The following is a 17099-nucleotide window of genomic DNA, read 5'->3' on the forward strand; positions in this document are numbered from 1 at the left end:
GGCGCCCACTCATTCATACCGGAGAGCCCATGCTAATCACCCCCGAGATGATTGCGGCTTTCCGCAGCAATCCTGTGTTCAAAGCGTTTGCTGACCCGGTGAAGTGGCCAGACGAATACATCGTTGAGGCCCTTTGCGAGGCCGGTACCGAGACCGGCTCAAGCCGGTGGGGCGCCCTCGAACTGACCTGCGACAACTTCAAATGGCGTGGCATGCAGTACTTCGCCGCCCACTGGCTGGCAACCAACTTTGCCACGCTCGGCGCCGGCGGCACGCCCAACTCTGAGGCCCGCCTCAACGTGGCCCAGAAGTCGGTCGGTGACGAATCGATCGCCTACCGCGTGCCCCAGATGATGGACGCGGGCACCGACTGGCTGACCTACACCAACTACGGCCAGCAGTTCTACAGGCTCAAGAAGCGCGCCGGGATGGGTGCCAAGGCGGTTTGAATGATCGAACTCGATATCCAGGGCTTCCAGGAGTTGCAGGACGAGCTGGCGAAGGAGCTGAATGCGCTCAAGTCGAACAAGGTCGTCACCGTAGGCATCCATGAGGAAGCCGGCGACGTTGAGTCGGGCGACCTGACCATGGCCAGTCTTGGCGCTATCAACGAGTTCGGCGCCGATATCAAGCACCCGGGCGGAACATCGTACGGCTACGCCAGCAAAGCTGCTGCCGACCGCGATGAGGTTCGCTTCCTCAAGACTGGCAAGGGATACATGGAACTGGGCGTGACCCAGGCGCACACCATCAACATCCCGGCCAGGCCATGGCTTGAGCCGGGGGTTGCGAGCGCGACGCCAGAAGTGCTGCTGACCATCCAGGATGGTATGGAGGCAGGCAAGTCGATGGACCAGATCCTCGAGGCAGTCGGTGTGGTGGCCGCGGGCAAGGTGAAGGTGTACATGACCGATCTGAAGACGCCACCCAACGCAGCGTCGACCATTCGCAAGAAGGGCAGCAGCAATCCGCTGATCGATACCGGCGCCATGCGCCAGTCGGTCACCCACCAAGTTTCCATTGGTCCCGCATCGGAGGGTCTCGAATGAGCCTGAATATGGAGGGCCAGATCGATGGCGTATTTGAAAGCGTCGAGGCATCCCGCACGGTTGATACTGGCGGCGCATGGGTAGACGGCATATGGACGCCGGGCACGCCGAGCACCACGCCTTACATCGTGAACATCCAGCCCGCCAGCGATAGGGAAGTCGATTTCCTGCGACAGGGCGGCGAGCGGATCACCGATGCGCGCCGGATCTACATCAACCAGGGCGAGATGCAACTGATCGACCAGACCGGAACCTGGACATTCATGGGCCAGCAATGGAAGGCCGTCAAGGTCGACAACCGCTACTGGCGGAACTACTGCAAGGTCATTGTCATGCGCATTGACGATCAGTCAGGTGGCCCAGCATGACCAACCAAGAGCTATTCGCAAAGCTGCGCCCGATTGTGATGCTGGCGACTGGGGTGCCTGAGTGCATCCTTGCGGACCAGGCAGGCCCAAGCAGCATGCCAGCACCGAAAGGTGCCTATGCGACGATCACGCCAAGGCAGTCACCAACGCGTCGCGGCCAGGCCAACATCGTGTCTCGTGACATCCCAGGCAACCAGGTGGAGGTCGATGTTCGGGCGCAGATCATGTGTTCGTGCAGCGTCAACTTCTACCGAGGGGAAGCCCTGATGTTCGCTGAGCGGCTGATTGAAGCCAACAAGCGACCCGACGTGAGCATGATGCTCTTCAAGGCCAAGATCGGCTGGAACAGCACCGACGCAGTCAACAACCTCACAAGCCTGCAGTCTGCCAACTTTGAGCAGCGGGCGCAGATCACCATCCGCCTGATGTACGAAACCAGCAGCTTGCCGGTGGTGAACAACATCCTGAGCGTCGAAGTGGCGCTTCAGAACGAGAAGGCCAGGGTGCTTGACACCTTCACCGTGGAATTCGACCCCACATAACCCATTGGAGCTAGCACAGTGAGCTATCCAGCTACCAACATCATCCGGATTAATGCCCGGATCAGCCCGGCAGGCCTGGGCAATGCGAACTTTGCCAGCGCCATGCTGTTCGCTCCGCAGCTTGAGCTGCCGGTGGGCTTCGCGCCTGATACGTACCGGACGTATTTCACGCTGGTCGCGCTGTCTGAAGACTTCGCCGACACTACTGAGACCTACAAGGCGGCCCAGCGTTGGCTTGGCGGCACGCCCGCTACTCGCGAACTGAAGGTGTATGGCGTGGCCACCGCCGATGCGACCCGTGCGGCGACCCTGAACAAGGCGCGTAACCTGCTCTGGTGGTACTGGACCATGTGGACGGCGCCTATCCTGGCCGTCAAAGCTGACGTGCTGGCTATCGCCCAGTGGTGCGAAGACAACACCAGCATGTTTATCGACAGCCAGACTGGCGCCTCGGCTACCGAGATACGCGACCCAGTGGATGTTGACGACATTGCTACCCAGCTGACCTCTGCCGGCTTCCGGCACGTATACACCGCTGCACACGCCACCGACCCGTACTCTGGTTCTGCGCTGGCCAAGCACTTCGCCGCGGTGAATTACAGCGCCGACCGCTCGACCATCACCGGCGAATTCAAGAAATCCCCTGGCGTTATCGCTGAGTCTCTGTCCGGCACGGCCTACACCGCCATGCAGAGCGACAAGAAAAAGGCGGTCTTCTACACCGTTGTAGACAACCAGGGTTCGACGGATTCGGGCCGTTGGCTGAACACGATTACGCACAGCACCTACGGCGAATTCATCGATGATGTGATCAACCTCGACGCGTGCGTGAATTTCCTAACCACGTCGCTCTACAACGCGGTTGCGAACCAAACCACCAAGCTTGCCCAGACCCCAGTCGGCCAGGCCGTGCTGATCGGCGCCGCACGGGCAACCATGCAGCAGTTCATCAACAACGGCTACCTGGGCCCGCGTAATTACATCGATCCGGACGACGGCCTTGAGAAGTACACCATCGGTTTCGAGATCCTGACCAAGCCAGAGGACATCCTCGATTTGTCGGATGCCGACCGTAACGCCCGCAAATCCGCACCACTCCGCATTCGCCTGTTCCGCGCCGGCGCAATCCACATCGTTGATGTCGACCTCGACGTTTATTGATAGGTGACCCATGAGCCTGAGTAATTTCTCGAACGACCTGACCGTCGTCACCATCAATGGCCGGCAGATCCAGGACTGGGGCGACACCGCTACCCCGTACACGGATGCGCCGATCGACCCTCGCAGCCAGTTGCGCCGGGGGCAGGGCGGTAACGCCGTCCGCCTCGATCGTCAAAACCCTGGCCGCGAGGTGAACGTCTACCTCAACCCGGGCTCGTCCGACTCGGCATACGTGCAAGGCCTGCTGAACTCGAACGCGAACATCACGCTGACCTTCACCCAGATCGGCACGCTGGAAACGGCACTGGGTTCGGAAGGCGTGATCGTGAACGACGGCCAGCGCGGTCGGGCCGGCTCAACCATCACGGACGACCAGTTCACGATGCAATTCAACATCTGGGAAGCAACAAGGGGCTGATAGATGAGCGTGAAACCATTCACCATTGGCGGCGTGCAGTACAACGCCGCCATGGCCAGCGCTGTCGATCAGGACCGCCTGATGTCCCTATTGTCCGGCGCCGTGTTGGAGCGGTTCGCCACGGCCGCGCAGGCGGGTATTGAGGTCGATGACCAGGTGCTCTGTTCGATGTTCATGTCGATGCGCCAGGACGTGAAGGCTCAGGTCGTGCAGATCCTCATGACCCGGGTGTTCATCAACGGCACCGAGCGCGCGGTCACCGTGGCCGACTTCGGCGGCAAGATGGTGCAGTACAACCAACTGCTGGCCGAGCTGCTGCGCTGGAACCTCTCCGATTTTTTCGACTGGCTGCCAAGCGGCGCAAAAAGCCCAGGGCAGCCGGGCGCGGAAAGCGCAGCGCAGTAAATTGGTTCCTGATGCGCCCCTGTGTCGGGATTGTTGGCGTGTGCCCGCCGCTGTGCACCTGGGCGCAACTTGAAGACGGAACCCACTCCCTAGCCAGCGTCGAGCGCTTTAACCAAGCCATGGACGAACTGTGGGAACAAAAAGAGGCAATCACGAATGGCCAGTAAGGTTCTAAAGTCATTCCTGATCGGCATAGGTTGGGACACCAAAGCCCTGGAGGCGGGCGACAAGAAGATCAACACCAGCATTGGCAACATAAAGTCTGGGGCGCTCAGTATTTCTGCCGCATTGGTTGGTGCTTTTGGCTTTTCTGCAAGCGCGATCATCGGCGTATCAGATCGCGTCGACAAGTTAGCCATGTCCACGCAGAACCTGCGCACCTCAATGAATGCGGTGTACAGCTTCGGTAGCGCTGTAAAACTGATGGGCGGCGAAGCATCAGAGGCTCTGGATACCATAAAAGGATTCGAGGAGATCCAGAACAACCTGCGACTCAAGGGCGAAGCTGGCCCGATCAACGATTTGGCAATGGCTGGCATCGATGTAAGTTCTCTATACGAAACGAACACCGGCGAGGAATTCATGCGCGCGCTGTCGGGCATGATTCCAAAGCTGAATGAGGGGCAGCGGTCCGTAGTTCAAAACTCACTCGGCCTGTCGGACGGTGTTTTCCGCTCGCTCGCCGGCGGAGTGGATCAGCTCGACGCAACTATGAAGCGGGCCAGCGCGCTGACTGGCAGCGTTGATCAGCTTGTCGATAACAGTCGCAAGCTTGCAGACAACACGGCCCAGCTCGGACTGATAATCGAAGGTGTCAAGAACGAACTGGCAGAGAAATTCCTTCCCAGTCTGGTGGGCGCTACCGAAGGGCTGAACAACTTCCTCAAGCAGTACCGGCCTGAGATCAGCAAGGGCATCGACGCTCTGGCAGAAAACCCACAGGCCACGGCAGGCGTAGGGATTGGAGCTGCCTCAGTGGTCGCCGGGGCTGGGCTTTCCAAGATCGGCTTGAGCGGCATCGGTGGGGCGCTGAAAGGTGCCGGACAGATCGGCATGGCAATCAGCCTTGCCGACCTCATGACGCCCTACATTGACCCGATGTTCGACAAGCTCTTCGGCGTTGATCGGGCAGCTCCGGAGGTCTATTCCGGGAAAATTCAACGATCTCAGGAGGATATCGACTACCTGGATCACCGGGACAGGTCTGCATCCGACAGCATGCCGCCTACCAGTGGAACCACACCGGACGAAGATCGCCAAGCATCAGCCGAAGCGCTTGCTGGCGTATTGGCCCGCACGCCGATCAACGTGAAAAACCAGCTAGGCATCACGCTTGAGCTCGACGGCCAGGCCCTGGAAACCAAGATTAACCAGGTCAACGAGCGCCAAAACTACGAAACGCTGGGTGACCTGAAGACCACAACGGAGCGATAGCCGTGAGCATCATCAACATCTTCACGCGCAAAGCCCCGACAATTGCCGGGTACTCGTTCGACGCGGTGCTGGAAGACACGTTCGAGGCGACGGTGACGATCACCTCATTCCCCATTGAGTCAGGCGTAAGGATCGCGGATCACCGAATCCTCAACCCATTCAAGTGGACCATGACCGGCGCAATCAGCAATAACCCGGTCAAGGTTCAGCTGACGGACTTCCTCGGCGGCGCGCTTTCCAACCTTACCGACAACCCCATCGTTTCCACGGTGGCCGGTTTATCTGCTGGCTGGCTGGCCGGGAGCGACGAGACGCGCGCCAGTACCACGCTCGACTTCCTGATCTGGCTGATGAAGTCGTACGACCCGTTCGACATCGACGCCGGCGACATCCTGCTGAAGAACATGGCTATCACGCGCCTGTCCAGGACCAAGGAGCCACGTAACGAGGGCGGCCTGGAGTTCATCGTGGAGATGCAGGAAGTCATTGAACTAGACCGCATACAGCGGGACTACCAGTGCACGCCGGATCAACTGCGCGACGGGGACCCGTCAAAGTCGGCGCTGACCCGCGCCATCAATCGCGGCCAGGCAATTGCCAAAGAAGCATCCGACAGCGTTTCGAAGTCGGTAAATGGAATCCTCGACGGAGTCGTCTGATGTACACCATCCCGCTGCGCGCCGGTGCCGCCAACGCTCACCAGCGTTTTGGCGTACAGCTCGGTGACAACCTGATCGACTTTGAAATTGACTTTATCTCCTACCTGGATGTGCCGGCCTGGTCCATGAACCTGCTACGTGACGGCAGCCGCATCGTGGCCGGTGCAATGCTTGAGCCTGGCAGCGACATCATCCAGAGCTACCGATCTGGTATTGGGCAGATGGTGTTCACCGGCAAAGACGTGACCCTCGACAACCTGGGCATCGATAACTTCCTCGTTTGGATACCCCCACTGGTGGAAACATGAGAGAGCGTGTTTGGTCGATTGACGTGAATGGCCAGCCCTACATTGGTCTCCAGTCTGGTCGCCGGCAGTTCCGCATCCAGTTCAACATCGATATATCCCCTGGTGACGCGCTGTCGTTCGCTGACATCCGCCTCTACAACATGAACAAGGGATCTGCGATCGCGCAACGGTCAAGTATCGTGCTGCGTGCTGGCTACAACGACAACGTCGACGCGATCTTCACTGGCTTTGTGACAAATACTTTGCGGGAGCGGGAGCCAGGCGCGCCGGAGATCATTACCAGGCTGATCTGCCGATCAGGGCAGCCGGCGGTTGACCGAGCATCTGCCCAGCTGTCATTCGGCATCGGCACCAGGGTTGAGGAAGTGATCCGCGCCCTGGCAGCCGCATGGCCGCTTCCGATCGATATCGACAACGCTCAGTTCGCCGACGCTAAGCCGCTATCATCTGGGCTGGTGGTGGACGGGGATATCCCACAAGCCATGACCGACCTGGCATACGCCTACAAATTCGAATGGATGCAGGACCGCGGGCGTATTGTCGTCACGAAGCCGAACATGCCGCGCACCACGACTATGGTGAAAGTGGACCAGTTCAGCGGAATGATCGGCATCCCGGAGGTCTCACGCGGGCCTGACGGCCTCGGCGTGTTCGTGGCGGTTCAGCTCAATCCGGCGCTGCGCATCAACGGCAAGATCAACGTAGAGAGCGAGTTCGCGACATTCAACACCGGCAACCTCTTCGTGTCCGAACTGAGCGGTGACGCCAGCGCCAACGGCGAGTACAACATTTTCGCCATGAAGCACTCTGGCGATTCTGGGCCGGAGGGACATTGGAAAACCGAAATCGACGGCCTGCGCGCTGGCACCACTCCTGCGGCGAATGAGACCGCAACCCCGCAAAACGGCAAGTTGATCTGGGGCGCAAGGGTTGATCAGGCGTTCCGCGTCAAGGTTCGCGAGATATGCGACCGACTGTCCTTCGACCCGAACTGGCTCATGGCCGTTATGGGGTTCGAGACGGGCTACACGTTTAGCCCTGCCGCAAGAAACCCAGGCAGCACCGCTACTGGACTCATCCAGTTTCTGGAGGCCTCCGCGCGCGCCGTCGGCACATCCACTGCCCAGCTTGCACGGATGACGGCAGTTCGCCAGCTCGACTACGTGGAGGCGTACTACAAGCCTTACTCAGGGCGTATCCGGAACCTCGGTGACGCTTACCTGGCAGTGCTTTGGCCGGCGGCAGTGGGGCGCCCGGATTCGTACGTGATGTGGGAGCGGGATAGCGGCCCATACCAGCGCGAGTACGCGGCCAACTCTGGCCTGGACGTAAACCGCAACGGGGTTATTACCCGCGGCGAGGCCGTCGCATCCGTTAACACCTCCTACATGCGCGGGCAGCAGTTCGTGCGATGACCACTTAACCAGGCCCGCCCCACGGGTTCACCGAATCCGAGGTAGGCATGCTTGAGTCAGAAGGCCGCGCAAAGCAGGCGAAGCTGATCCGCGACTCTTTCCGGGAGATCCTGAAGGGGGTCTGCACATCGCTGCCGGGCCACATCTTGACGTTCGACCCGGTAAAGCAACTCGCCCAGGTGCAGCCCGGCATAGCTCGCGTCGACATCAACGGAGCTGAGTTCACCATCCCCCCGATCATCGAGGTGCCGGTTTACTTCCCTGGCGGTGACTACTGCATCGAGTACCAGGTCGATGCTGGTTGTGAGGGCGACATCCTGTTCTCCCAACGCTGCATTGATGGCTGGGTGCAGAGCGGCGGGGTGGCGGCCAACCCGATCGGGCGCTTCCACAACATGCAGGACGCCATGTTCTTGCCGGGATTCAGGTCGCAGCCAAACGTATTGCCGGGATTCCAGAACAACGGCGTGCGTATGCGCAACCGGGCAGGCACGCAGTTCGTTTGGCTGAAGAACGACAACAGCATCTCCATGGACAACGGGGTCGCCAGGTTCAACGTTCTAGCCGATGGCACAACCCTGATGCAGAACGGCGCCGGCAGCTTCCAGTTGCTGGCAGACGGTTCGTTCCTGATTAACGGGCTGAAGATCACGGCTGACGGTGATGTGATCACAGCTACCGGCATATCTCTCAAAAACCACAGAACGTCCGGTGTTACGCCTGGGTCTGGAACAAGTGGAGCGCCAGTTATATGACCGTACGCAGACTGGACGAAGAAACAGGTGACATCGTGACGCGCGGGCAGCAGTTCATCACCGGGCAATCCGAGGTCGCTCAGACGGTGCTTACCCGGTTGCGCCTGTTCCTGGGCGAGTACTTCCGGGACATCACCGACGGAACGCCTTGGTACGAGCAAATCCTGGGAAAGTTCACAAGCCTCTCCACCGCTGAGGCCGCGCTCAGGGCGCGAATCGCCAACACGCCAGGCGTGATCCGGCTCACCAGCTTCTCTGCTGACTTCAACATCGAAAACCGCAAATACAGCGTAACCGCTGGGATTCTCACCGAGTTCGGCCTGGAAGAGGTAACACTGAATGGCTAGCCTGACTTCGACCGGCTACGTGCTACAGACGCAAAACGACTGGTTCGCCCAGGAGCGCCAGTTCTACCTGGATATTGATCCGCTGTGGAACCTGGATCCTTCGACGCCTGACGGCTTGAAGATGGCGCACGACTCCGAGATCTTCTACGCGCTCGATGAGACGCTGCAGCAGGCCTATAACTCGAAAGATCCGAACAAGGCCAAGGGCAACGATCTCGACATCATTTGCTCGCTGACCGGCACCATCCGTTCCGGCGGGTCTCGCTCGAGTGTTCAGCTGACGATCACAGCCACTCCAGGAACGCCTATACCTGGTGGCAACCGTTTCGAGTCGGTCACCACCGGCAGCCGCTGGACTACCGACCAGGCAGTGACCGCTGACTCGCTCGGCTCCGCAACAGTGAACGCGACATGCACAGTCGTCGGGCCTACCCAGGCAGACGCCGGCACTATCACGCGCATCGTGGACGTGGTGGCGGGCCTGGCCAGCGTGACAAACGCAGCGCCAGCAACTCCAGGTACAGACGGACAGCGCGACGAGCAGCTACGCGTCACGCGCGCTACAGCAGTGGGAAAGCCAGGCAACAATCAGATCGACTCCATGATCGGCGAACTGTTCGGTGTGGACGGCGTGCGTAGGGTGAAGGTGTACGAGAACGACACTAACCTGAGCGCGGTCTCGGCAGACAACCCGTACGGGCTCCCACGGCACTCCATTGCTCCAATCATCGACGGCGGCACCGACGATGATGTAGCCATGGCGATCTACCTCAAGAAGAACCCTGGTGCGACGCTGTATCAGGCTGGCACGCCGTTTGAGGTTCTGGTTACGTCGCCAAAGTACCCAACGAACCAGAAGCTGATTCGCGCCAGCCGGCCGATCTACGTGGACATGCTTCCCATTATTCATGTCGTCAATGACGGATCACTTCCGCCAAACGCCGACCAGCTTATTAAGGAGGCGATGATGGAATACGCCGCCGGAGACCTGATCCCGGCGGATGTCGGATTCAAGATCGACGGCTTCGACATTGGCGAGACGGTGCCATTCAGCACGATCTTCACGCCGGTCAATAAGGTCATCGGCTCGTACGGTGACAGCTACGTAGACCTACCCTCATCCAGCCTCAACGGAGGACAGACCAACGTTGTCATTGCTTACAACCAGATGTCCCGGTGGACGGAGAGCAACATCACCGTAGTGATAACGTGATGAATATTCCAGACCGCATCTACGCGCAGTACCGCAACAAGCCAAAGGCCGTGGATTGGTACGCCATAGCCAGGAAGCTGGGCGGAAGCCTTGAGGACGCCGCCGAGGCCATTCGCAAGAGCTATGACATCGACAACGTCCTTGGCGAGCAGTTGAACGTTATCGGCCGGATCGTCGTCGCACCACGCAGCTTTGTTGGCTCTACCCCGATGAACCCCGGTCTGTTCGATCTAACCGACGGTGATGAGTTCGGTGACGACGAAGCCATGTTCAGCGCCCTGACCATAGACCAAGACGGACAGCTCTCCGACGAACTGTACCGTCTGGTCATCAAGGCCAAGATCGTCAAGAACAACGGCGACGCCACGATAGAAAACATACTCGCCGGCATGAACTTCCTTCTGCCGAACGCGGAAGTTCTGCGTGTTACTGACGGCGAGGACATGTCGTTCAGTATCGAGTTCTACGGGCAAATCACCAACCTTGAACGGTTCGCCCTTCTCAATGCTGGCCTGGTGCCGAAGCCGCAAGCAGTCAAATTTAACGGATTCCTTGAGGGGTTCGACATGGTCGAGTTCGGCGATATTGACGCTGAATTTGGTGACGAAGACGCAGAATTTGCAGGATACATAGGGGCTTAACATGTCACTGAAGCTTAACGAGCGCTACCCTGGACGCTTCAATAACCCTTCCGCCGACTATCCGCAAGGGTCGTTTAAAAACAGAACGGCACCTAGCGCTAAAGACGGATCGTACCTCGAACAAGATTGGGCAAACGACAAGGAGGGTTTTTTCCAATCGCTTCTTTCGGCGGCAGGCCTTGAAGCCAACGGTTCCGTAGACAAAGTCGGGGCCTCCCAGCTTTTCGACGCCCTCCAGAGGCTTAAACAGACTCAGTCTGGGACGGCATTCCCCACGACAGGCCCGTCGGCTGCACTGGTGTTGACTCCGTCGCCGGCGATCGCTGCATATGCTGCCGGCCAACGATTCCGCGTCAAGTTCAACCGGGCCAGCACTGGCACGGACACCGTTAATATCTCAGGTCTTGGCCCGAAACCCCTGAAGCAGTACGACTCGGCAGGTGCGAAGGTTTCGGCGGTATTTGCAATAGACCAGCTGGCAGATATTGAGTACGACGGCACAGATGCTGTGCTGCTCGATCAGCTACCCTCTAATAACGCCGTAGCAATCCAGGGCGCATTTAAAAACCTGCAGGTGTCCGCTAGTGGGTCGAGCAATTTTGTATCCGTTTCGGCTGACCAGATTATCTTGGCAGATACGACTGGAAAGAACCTGCTGGCTCAATCGGTAAATGTCGGGGCAAGCACGATAGTAGTCGGAGTCAACGGAAGAGATTTAGCGGCGGCCGCAACACCGGCTACGTGGTATAGCGTTTGGGTCATCAGTAATGGCACCACAACGTCATGCTTGCTTTCGCTGAGTGCCACGTCCCCAACCATGCCGTCTGGCTACACCTTCAAAGCTCGTGTTAGCTGGGCAAGAACCGATGCAAGTCTTTTCCCCCTGCGATTTAACCAATTTGGCCGGACAGCAAGATATGATGTCGGTGCAAACGTGCCATCTTTCCCAGGTGTAACGAGTGGATCGGCTACGACAGCAATGACTATTGCGCTTACTGGGGTAGTTCCTATTACCGCTAGTAAGGCAATGTTAGTCGCCGGCACTAACTCTGGGTTTGTTGCGTTCGCCCCCCTCGGGGGCTTTGTTTCAACGCCTGGCTCTAATTACCTGAGTACAGCCCAAGCGAATGGTTTTCCATTCGCCGGTGGCTGGAACGCTTCCGGCCCCGTACCCACTACTTCTGGCGAAATAAACCTGCGAACCCAGTCAGTTATGTACGCATCAACCGCATCAACCGCAGTACTTCAATGTATGGGATGGGAAGACAATCTATGAACACTCCGGGTTATGCAGTAAAGAAAGATCTGACGTTCTGGCGTATCGTCGATGGCGCTACGCCGGACCCAGAAAGCCCTGAAAAAGTCTACATGGACCCGGATACGGAATACTTCATGGGCTTTGAGGATGGCCCACCTCCTGCTCCACTGCCAACCACAGAAGAGTTGGCGGCTAATGCAATGCACGAATGCGATCGACTTCTTGCAATGGCAGCAATTCGTATTGCTCCCTTGCAAGACGCTGTAGACCTTGGCACTGCAAAATCTTATGGCGTTGAACTGTTGAGGGCGTGGAAGGAATACCGGGTTGCCCTCAACGCTGTTCCAGAAAGCAAAGAGTTCCCGAACAAAATCATTTGGCCGGAACTTCCAGCTGGAGGTGATGCATCATGAGCGGATCATATAGATGTCACGGAAAGCCGGGGACGAATGAGATTCTGTGCGCATATTACGAAGATGACTTTCCTCCGCCGGAAGGAACCGTAGCGATGATTGGCATGCCACCAACTAATCGACCAACACGATTTGGAGACTGGTTCGCAACTCCGGAAGGTGCTTACGCGTGGAATGTATTCCCTGACCCACCGTTCAATGTCGTCTACCACGAAGGAAAGTTGAAGAACGCTGATACGATGGAAGAAATTTCCATCGAAATGCTTCCTGGCGACATTTCTGCTCGACTTATGGCGCTTGAAAATCCAACGCCATAGCCTCCTGTTTAGGCGCCATCGGCACTATAGCCCGGGGCTATTTCAATAGCTCCGGCATGTGCTCCTTACTCCATGCAACAAAACTATCCATGACGTATGAGCTTCCATATACCGATAGGTGAGCATCGTCACGCAAAAGCGGCTTCCCATCGCGGAAATAAATGCATACATGAGAATCACAAAACAGGTCGAACTGGTCGAAATATTTCAGGTTCGGGTGCTTCACCATAAGAGCGTAGACGCCCTCTCTAAATTTTAGAACCTTGTTCAACTCTGTACTGGTGTCCGAACTGCATCCGGCTTCTGTTTTCCCTAGAGGCCTTCCAATGCAGCTTTTTATATCCTTTCTCAGTTCAGGCTTCGGTCCAAAGATTACAACTGCTTTGCCGGCTCGCTCTAAAAACGAAACACGATCCTCTAAACCGTAGAAGTAATTTTCAAAAGAAGAGTTATCGTCCATTTCCGGCCTGTCAAACAGCTTTACTTTCTTTTCTCCATAATTGCCGCCTGCGTTCACATAGTTTCCGCTAGCGTCGAATGCTGGCCACCAAGCATTTATTATAACCGTCTTGATTGATGCGGTATTTTTTATGATTTCGTCAATAAATGTTCGCTCCAGGTCTGCCTTTCGTGATGCGCACGGGCTTTTTGGATTTTCAGGATTTCCCCAATCAGTGTGTGCGGCCGGGTCGCAGATGCCAATTGATAGAACGCCCTTTCCAGCCATATCCGTATTGTTCGCTAGGCCCGGGTAAAGGTGGTTCGCAAAACTGTTCCCGATGATGATGACATCTGGCGTTTTGCTGTTGGTGTAACAGAACGTCCATTCATCCAGGTAGTCAGGCTTGCCGAAGGTTTCTTTGCAAAGCTCATTCTTCGAGTAGATCCAAGCAAGTGACTTGTCGATCTCACTGTATTTTTTGATGCTTTCTCGGTCAGGAAATCCGCCCGCCTTGTAGATCGTGATCCCTGCGCCAAGAAGAGCTATTCCGACGATCAATAGAGCAATCGATAGCCGCCCCTTATGCCTGCATCTTTTGGCTGGCAGCTCTACCAGCCTGTACGTGGCAATGGAAAGAATGATCGCGATCGCCACCAGTGCTAGCCGCTCAAGCCTACCAGGCGCGTCTACAAGCCACGCAATAGATAGCAGTGGCCAATGCCAAAGGTACAGAGGAAAACTGATAAGCCCGATGAGTACGAATGGCCTGCTGCGTAGCACTAGCCGGTTAACGATTGCAGTCGGGCCGGCGCTGATGATAAGAGCCGCCCCCATGGTTGGCGCCAAAGCTGCCCACCCAGGGAATCGCATTCCCTCTTCGATAATAATCATCGAAGCGCATATCAAGAGTGCACCAACTATAGAAAAAGCATTACATAGATTCGTCGATAAGGTTGTGCGAACATAAAATGTGGCTATGAGGCCGCCGATCAAAAGCTCCCAAGCGCGAGAGGCCGGAAGGTAGAAGGCGGCTTCCGGGTTTGCGTAGGAGTTATGTAGGCTTATCCCGAAAGACGCTAATGCAATAATCACAATTGCGAAAGGGAAGTAACTTGGTTTTGAGGAAAAGGCCAAGGCTAGTATCGGAAGCGTCAGGTAAAACTGCTCTTCTACGCCGAGAGACCAGAGATGCAGTAGTGGCTTAGAAATGGCCGAGGCATCAAAGTAGCCAGCCTCTTTATACAAAACTAAGTTCTGCGAAAATCCCATTCCTCCAGCCACATGCTTTCCTAATGCCTCCAGATCGCTCGGTAGAAGCACAAACCAAGAAAACAACATCACTGTGACCAGCATCAGGATCAGAGCCGGGAATATCCGATTAATCCGTCTCGAGTAAAACTCGATTACGGAAAAGCTCCGATCTTTTATTGAGTTATTGATGATCGTTGTTATCAGATATCCAGATATCACGAAGAAAATGTCTACGCCGACAAAGCCGCCCCTGAGAAGGCCCGGGAAGGCATGAAAAATTACAACTCCCATGACAGCAATTGTTCTAAGGCCGTCTATGTCAGGGCGATACTTTTGGTGTGCGGTGCCGCACTGAATTGCGGCGGATGAAGCTTCAGATAAGTTTGTCATTCTTCGCTTTAAATCCGTTTTATGGCAGCGCCCTGCTTGGGCGCATGCATGGTAACAGCAACTACACAATCTCCCGCCATGAGCGGGTATTTTTTCGCTTGGAGAAAGTCATGCCCATCACTGAGCAGCAGTTGCTGCAGATCCTCCCGAACGCCGGCCGCCAAGCCGGCGTTTTTGTTCCTGCCCTGAACACGGCAATGAACCGTTACAGCATCGTTGGCACGCAGCGCGCCGCCGCGTTCATTGCCCAGGTCGGGCACGAGTCGGGCCAACTTCGCTACGTGCGCGAGATATGGGGCCCCACGGCGCAGCAGGCCGGCTACGAGGGTCGTGCCGACCTGGGCAACACCGTGCCGGGCGACGGCTCCAAGTATCGCGGGCGCGGCCTTATCCAGATCACCGGCCGGGCGAACCATGCGGCGTGTGGGGAAGCGCTGGGCTTGGATCTGATCAATCAACCCACGCTCCTGGAGCAGCCGCAGTACGCCGCGATGTCGGCGGCATGGTTCTGGTCAACCCGTGGCTTGAACACGCTGGCGGATCAGGGCGACTTCGTGAAGATCACCCGGCGCATCAATGGTGGTCTCATCGGCCAAGCCGATCGCCAGGCGCTGTACGACACGGCGCTGAAGGTGCTGGCATGACGCCGGTGCAGAAGCTGGCCGGTCTGGTGGCGCTGACCCTGGGGCTGATGGCCGGTGCTGCCGGTTTGGCCTGGCAGGTCCAAGACTGGCGCATGGGCAAGGCGCTCGCCGAGCAGGCAGGCCTGCACAAGGATGACTTGGCTGCGATCAGCAATGCCGCCGAGGCCCAGGCCCGCGCTGAGCAAGACAAAAGGCTGGCCTTGGAGCAGAAGCTCGCCAGCCAAGACCAACAACATACCAAGGAATTATCCGATGCCCAGCGCAATCAGGCTCGCCTGCGTGACCAGCTTGCTACTGCTGATGTCCGGCTGTCAGTCCTCCTTGCCGAGGATCCAGCCGGTTGCTGCAACGTGCCTGCCGCCTCCGGCACCGCCGGCGTGGTTCATGCAGCCCGTCGAGCCCAACTTGACCCAGCGCATGCGCAACGAATTATCGCCATCACCGACGACGGGGATAACGCCGTGATCGCGCTGCGGGCCTGCCAGGCTTACGTCAGGGCTGTGGCCCCCTGAGGACGGTCAGTTCCAGGAGAAGCCGCTGGTTTTCAACGCGAAGGTGTGAGTTCTGGCTGGCGATCATTTTGAGGCTCATGATCTCTTTGCTCTGCTCGGAATTGTGCACGTTCGCAAGGCTGAGTTGTGAGGATATGGATCTGAGCTGTTCCTCAGCCGCGGCCTTCCCTGTGATCAATAGGTCGTTCATCTGAACGAGGCCGGCAATGTTCGCTCTCGACTTGGCCAGCTGCCGCTGCAGGTCGCTGATCTCGTCCTCGAGCAGGGCGCATTGATGCTTGTACATTTCGAGCGGTGTGGAGCAGCCCAGCCACTCGCAGGTGTCTTCGTCGATTTCCATGATTCTTACTCGATACTGTATGTTCGTACAGTAATCGAGGTCGTGCGGATTGGGGAGTGGTTTTCGTCGGCAGGACGCCGGGGAGGGTGCGTGACTTTTGCGTGACACTCTCACGCACTTGTAAGCTCTTGTGGGCAGTCGATTGCAGCGAGCGCCAATAAAAACAGCTACTTAACAAGGTCTTACAGAGGTACTGCGTGCATGGGGTGCTAGGGGTCGAGTGTTCGAATCACTCCGTCCCGACCATATAATTCAAAGGGTTGCGAGATTTTATCTCGCGACCCTTTTTTATTTTTCCGCGTTTTTACCCCCACAAAACGGTCAGCTCTGAGTGGATTTTTCGCGTGTGTTACCAATATCGAATTTTGCTCTAGGAACTTTTAGCAGGCGGCTTGCTTCGGTCTACGTAGCGGCCATTCGATGATGGGAGGAGAAATCAGTAACGACAAAGAGACATTGCGGCTCTCACTAGAAAAGAGCTTTCATCCTGCTATCAGCTCAAGAGTGTCCTCCTGGCTGACCAATTCCGGCACTCCATTGGACATAACGACAAAGGATGGCGCGCATGGACGACATCGTTCAATCCCTCACGCTCCAAGAAGAAGCCCAGCCCAAAGAAGTAAAAACCTTGCCGCCTTGGTGGCGAATTGCAGCTTGTAAATTTCCAGAGCGTCATACCTGTGATAGGCGAGTTTCGCATCTCGAACGAGAAGATTGGTCATTTCGTTAATCGACTCTTGCACGTAGCTCTGCTTCCAAGGCATTCAAGATTCAAAATCTGGCGGATTGCATAAGCACTGATTGGAGCCGCCTCCAT

23 protein-coding genes are annotated in these 17099 nt (G+C 57.0%); 21 read left to right on the forward strand and 2 right to left on the reverse strand.

The window, feature by feature from the left end:
* Nucleotides 1-29 precede the first annotated feature (29 nt).
* The 18 genes from C8K58_RS19235 to C8K58_RS32320 all read left to right on the forward strand — a co-directional run bounded on the left by C8K58_RS19235 (nucleotide 30) and on the right by C8K58_RS32320 (nucleotide 12703).
* On the forward strand, nucleotides 30-449 hold the full coding sequence (locus C8K58_RS19235) for a DUF4054 domain-containing protein (protein ID WP_108574107.1): 420 nt from the start codon (nucleotides 30-32) through the stop codon (nucleotides 447-449).
* Nucleotides 450-1049 (forward strand): hypothetical protein, encoded by a 600-nt coding sequence (locus C8K58_RS19240; RefSeq protein ID WP_108574108.1) that lies wholly within the window; start codon nucleotides 450-452, stop codon nucleotides 1047-1049.
* Entirely contained in the window at nucleotides 1046-1417 is a 372-nt protein-coding gene (locus C8K58_RS19245; protein WP_108574109.1) for a hypothetical protein, read from the forward strand. Before C8K58_RS19240 ends, C8K58_RS19245 begins: the two co-directional genes overlap by 4 nt.
* Complete coding sequence (locus C8K58_RS19250; RefSeq protein WP_108574110.1) at nucleotides 1414-1959, forward strand: hypothetical protein; 546 nt, start codon at nucleotides 1414-1416, stop codon at nucleotides 1957-1959. Before C8K58_RS19245 ends, C8K58_RS19250 begins: the two co-directional genes overlap by 4 nt.
* An 18-nt stretch (nucleotides 1960-1977) precedes the next feature.
* Nucleotides 1978-3120, forward strand: coding sequence for a DUF3383 family protein (locus tag C8K58_RS19255; RefSeq protein WP_108574111.1), 1143 nt, complete (start codon nucleotides 1978-1980; stop codon nucleotides 3118-3120).
* Between the two features lie 10 nt (nucleotides 3121-3130).
* The gene (locus C8K58_RS19260; RefSeq protein WP_108574112.1) at nucleotides 3131-3538 is read left to right on the forward strand and encodes a hypothetical protein; all 408 of its coding nucleotides are present in this window, start codon (nucleotides 3131-3133) and stop codon (nucleotides 3536-3538) included.
* Nucleotides 3539-3541: 3 nt separating this feature from the next.
* A complete protein-coding gene (locus C8K58_RS19265) occupies nucleotides 3542-3943 on the forward strand; it encodes a hypothetical protein (protein WP_108574113.1) in 402 nt (133 codons plus the stop codon).
* 156 nt (nucleotides 3944-4099) lie between these two features.
* Nucleotides 4100-5377, forward strand: coding sequence for a hypothetical protein (locus C8K58_RS19270; RefSeq protein WP_108574114.1), 1278 nt, complete (start codon nucleotides 4100-4102; stop codon nucleotides 5375-5377).
* Nucleotides 5378-5379: 2 nt separating this feature from the next.
* Complete coding sequence (locus tag C8K58_RS19275; protein WP_108574115.1) at nucleotides 5380-6036, forward strand: phage baseplate protein; 657 nt, start codon at nucleotides 5380-5382, stop codon at nucleotides 6034-6036.
* On the forward strand, nucleotides 6036-6344 hold the full coding sequence (locus C8K58_RS19280; protein WP_108574116.1) for a hypothetical protein: 309 nt from the start codon (nucleotides 6036-6038) through the stop codon (nucleotides 6342-6344). The genes C8K58_RS19275 and C8K58_RS19280 overlap by 1 nt, the downstream gene beginning before the upstream one ends.
* Nucleotides 6341-7759 (forward strand): hypothetical protein, encoded by a 1419-nt coding sequence (locus C8K58_RS19285; protein ID WP_108574117.1) that lies wholly within the window; start codon nucleotides 6341-6343, stop codon nucleotides 7757-7759. Before C8K58_RS19280 ends, C8K58_RS19285 begins: the two co-directional genes overlap by 4 nt.
* A gap of 47 nt (nucleotides 7760-7806) precedes the next feature.
* Nucleotides 7807-8514 carry a Gp138 family membrane-puncturing spike protein gene (locus tag C8K58_RS19290; protein ID WP_108574118.1) on the forward strand — a complete coding sequence of 236 codons (708 nt, stop codon included), beginning with the start codon at nucleotides 7807-7809 and terminating at the stop codon, nucleotides 8512-8514.
* Nucleotides 8511-8861: a hypothetical protein gene (locus C8K58_RS19295; protein WP_106804530.1), complete on the forward strand. Its 351-nt coding sequence runs from the start codon at nucleotides 8511-8513 to the stop codon at nucleotides 8859-8861. Before C8K58_RS19290 ends, C8K58_RS19295 begins: the two co-directional genes overlap by 4 nt.
* Nucleotides 8854-10074: a baseplate J/gp47 family protein gene (locus tag C8K58_RS19300; protein WP_108574119.1), complete on the forward strand. Its 1221-nt coding sequence runs from the start codon at nucleotides 8854-8856 to the stop codon at nucleotides 10072-10074. Before C8K58_RS19295 ends, C8K58_RS19300 begins: the two co-directional genes overlap by 8 nt.
* The gene (locus tag C8K58_RS19305) at nucleotides 10074-10715 is read left to right on the forward strand and encodes a DUF2612 domain-containing protein (protein ID WP_108574120.1); all 642 of its coding nucleotides are present in this window, start codon (nucleotides 10074-10076) and stop codon (nucleotides 10713-10715) included. Before C8K58_RS19300 ends, C8K58_RS19305 begins: the two co-directional genes overlap by 1 nt.
* Before the next feature lies 1 nt (nucleotide 10716).
* Entirely contained in the window at nucleotides 10717-11991 is a 1275-nt protein-coding gene (locus tag C8K58_RS32315; RefSeq protein WP_133822134.1) for a hypothetical protein, read from the forward strand.
* Entirely contained in the window at nucleotides 11988-12386 is a 399-nt protein-coding gene (locus tag C8K58_RS19310) for a tail fiber assembly protein (protein ID WP_158277082.1), read from the forward strand. The genes C8K58_RS32315 and C8K58_RS19310 overlap by 4 nt, the downstream gene beginning before the upstream one ends.
* Nucleotides 12383-12703 carry a hypothetical protein gene (locus C8K58_RS32320; RefSeq protein ID WP_133822135.1) on the forward strand — a complete coding sequence of 107 codons (321 nt, stop codon included), beginning with the start codon at nucleotides 12383-12385 and terminating at the stop codon, nucleotides 12701-12703. The genes C8K58_RS19310 and C8K58_RS32320 overlap by 4 nt, the downstream gene beginning before the upstream one ends.
* A gap of 37 nt (nucleotides 12704-12740) precedes the next feature.
* On the opposite strand, the gene C8K58_RS19315 is transcribed toward C8K58_RS32320, so the two are convergent.
* Entirely contained in the window at nucleotides 12741-14786 is a 2046-nt protein-coding gene (locus C8K58_RS19315; protein WP_108574122.1) for an acyltransferase family protein, read from the reverse strand.
* Nucleotides 14787-14896: 110 nt separating this feature from the next.
* On the opposite strand from C8K58_RS19315, the gene C8K58_RS19320 reads away from it, so the two are divergent.
* Together C8K58_RS19320 and C8K58_RS19325 are read left to right on the forward strand one after the other, a co-directional pair.
* Nucleotides 14897-15430, forward strand: a complete 534-nt coding sequence (locus C8K58_RS19320) for a glycoside hydrolase family 19 protein (protein WP_108574123.1) — start codon at nucleotides 14897-14899, stop codon at nucleotides 15428-15430.
* Nucleotides 15427-15942 carry a lysis system i-spanin subunit Rz gene (locus C8K58_RS19325; RefSeq protein WP_108574124.1) on the forward strand — a complete coding sequence of 172 codons (516 nt, stop codon included), beginning with the start codon at nucleotides 15427-15429 and terminating at the stop codon, nucleotides 15940-15942. The genes C8K58_RS19320 and C8K58_RS19325 overlap by 4 nt, the downstream gene beginning before the upstream one ends.
* Here C8K58_RS19325 and C8K58_RS19330 read toward each other — a convergent pair.
* Nucleotides 15923-16282 carry a hypothetical protein gene (locus C8K58_RS19330; protein WP_108574125.1) on the reverse strand — a complete coding sequence of 120 codons (360 nt, stop codon included), beginning with the start codon at nucleotides 16280-16282 and terminating at the stop codon, nucleotides 15923-15925. The genes C8K58_RS19325 and C8K58_RS19330 overlap by 20 nt on opposite strands.
* A gap of 565 nt (nucleotides 16283-16847) precedes the next feature.
* Between C8K58_RS19330 and C8K58_RS32440 the strand changes: the two genes are divergently transcribed.
* A complete protein-coding gene (locus C8K58_RS32440; RefSeq protein WP_158277083.1) occupies nucleotides 16848-17012 on the forward strand; it encodes a hypothetical protein in 165 nt (54 codons plus the stop codon).
* The last annotated feature ends 87 nt before the right edge of the window (nucleotides 17013-17099 follow it).

Origin of the sequence: Pseudomonas sp. GV047, assembly GCF_003058245.1 — a bacterium.
In the GTDB taxonomy this organism is placed as follows: Bacteria; Pseudomonadota; Gammaproteobacteria; order Pseudomonadales; family Pseudomonadaceae; genus Aquipseudomonas; species Aquipseudomonas marginalis.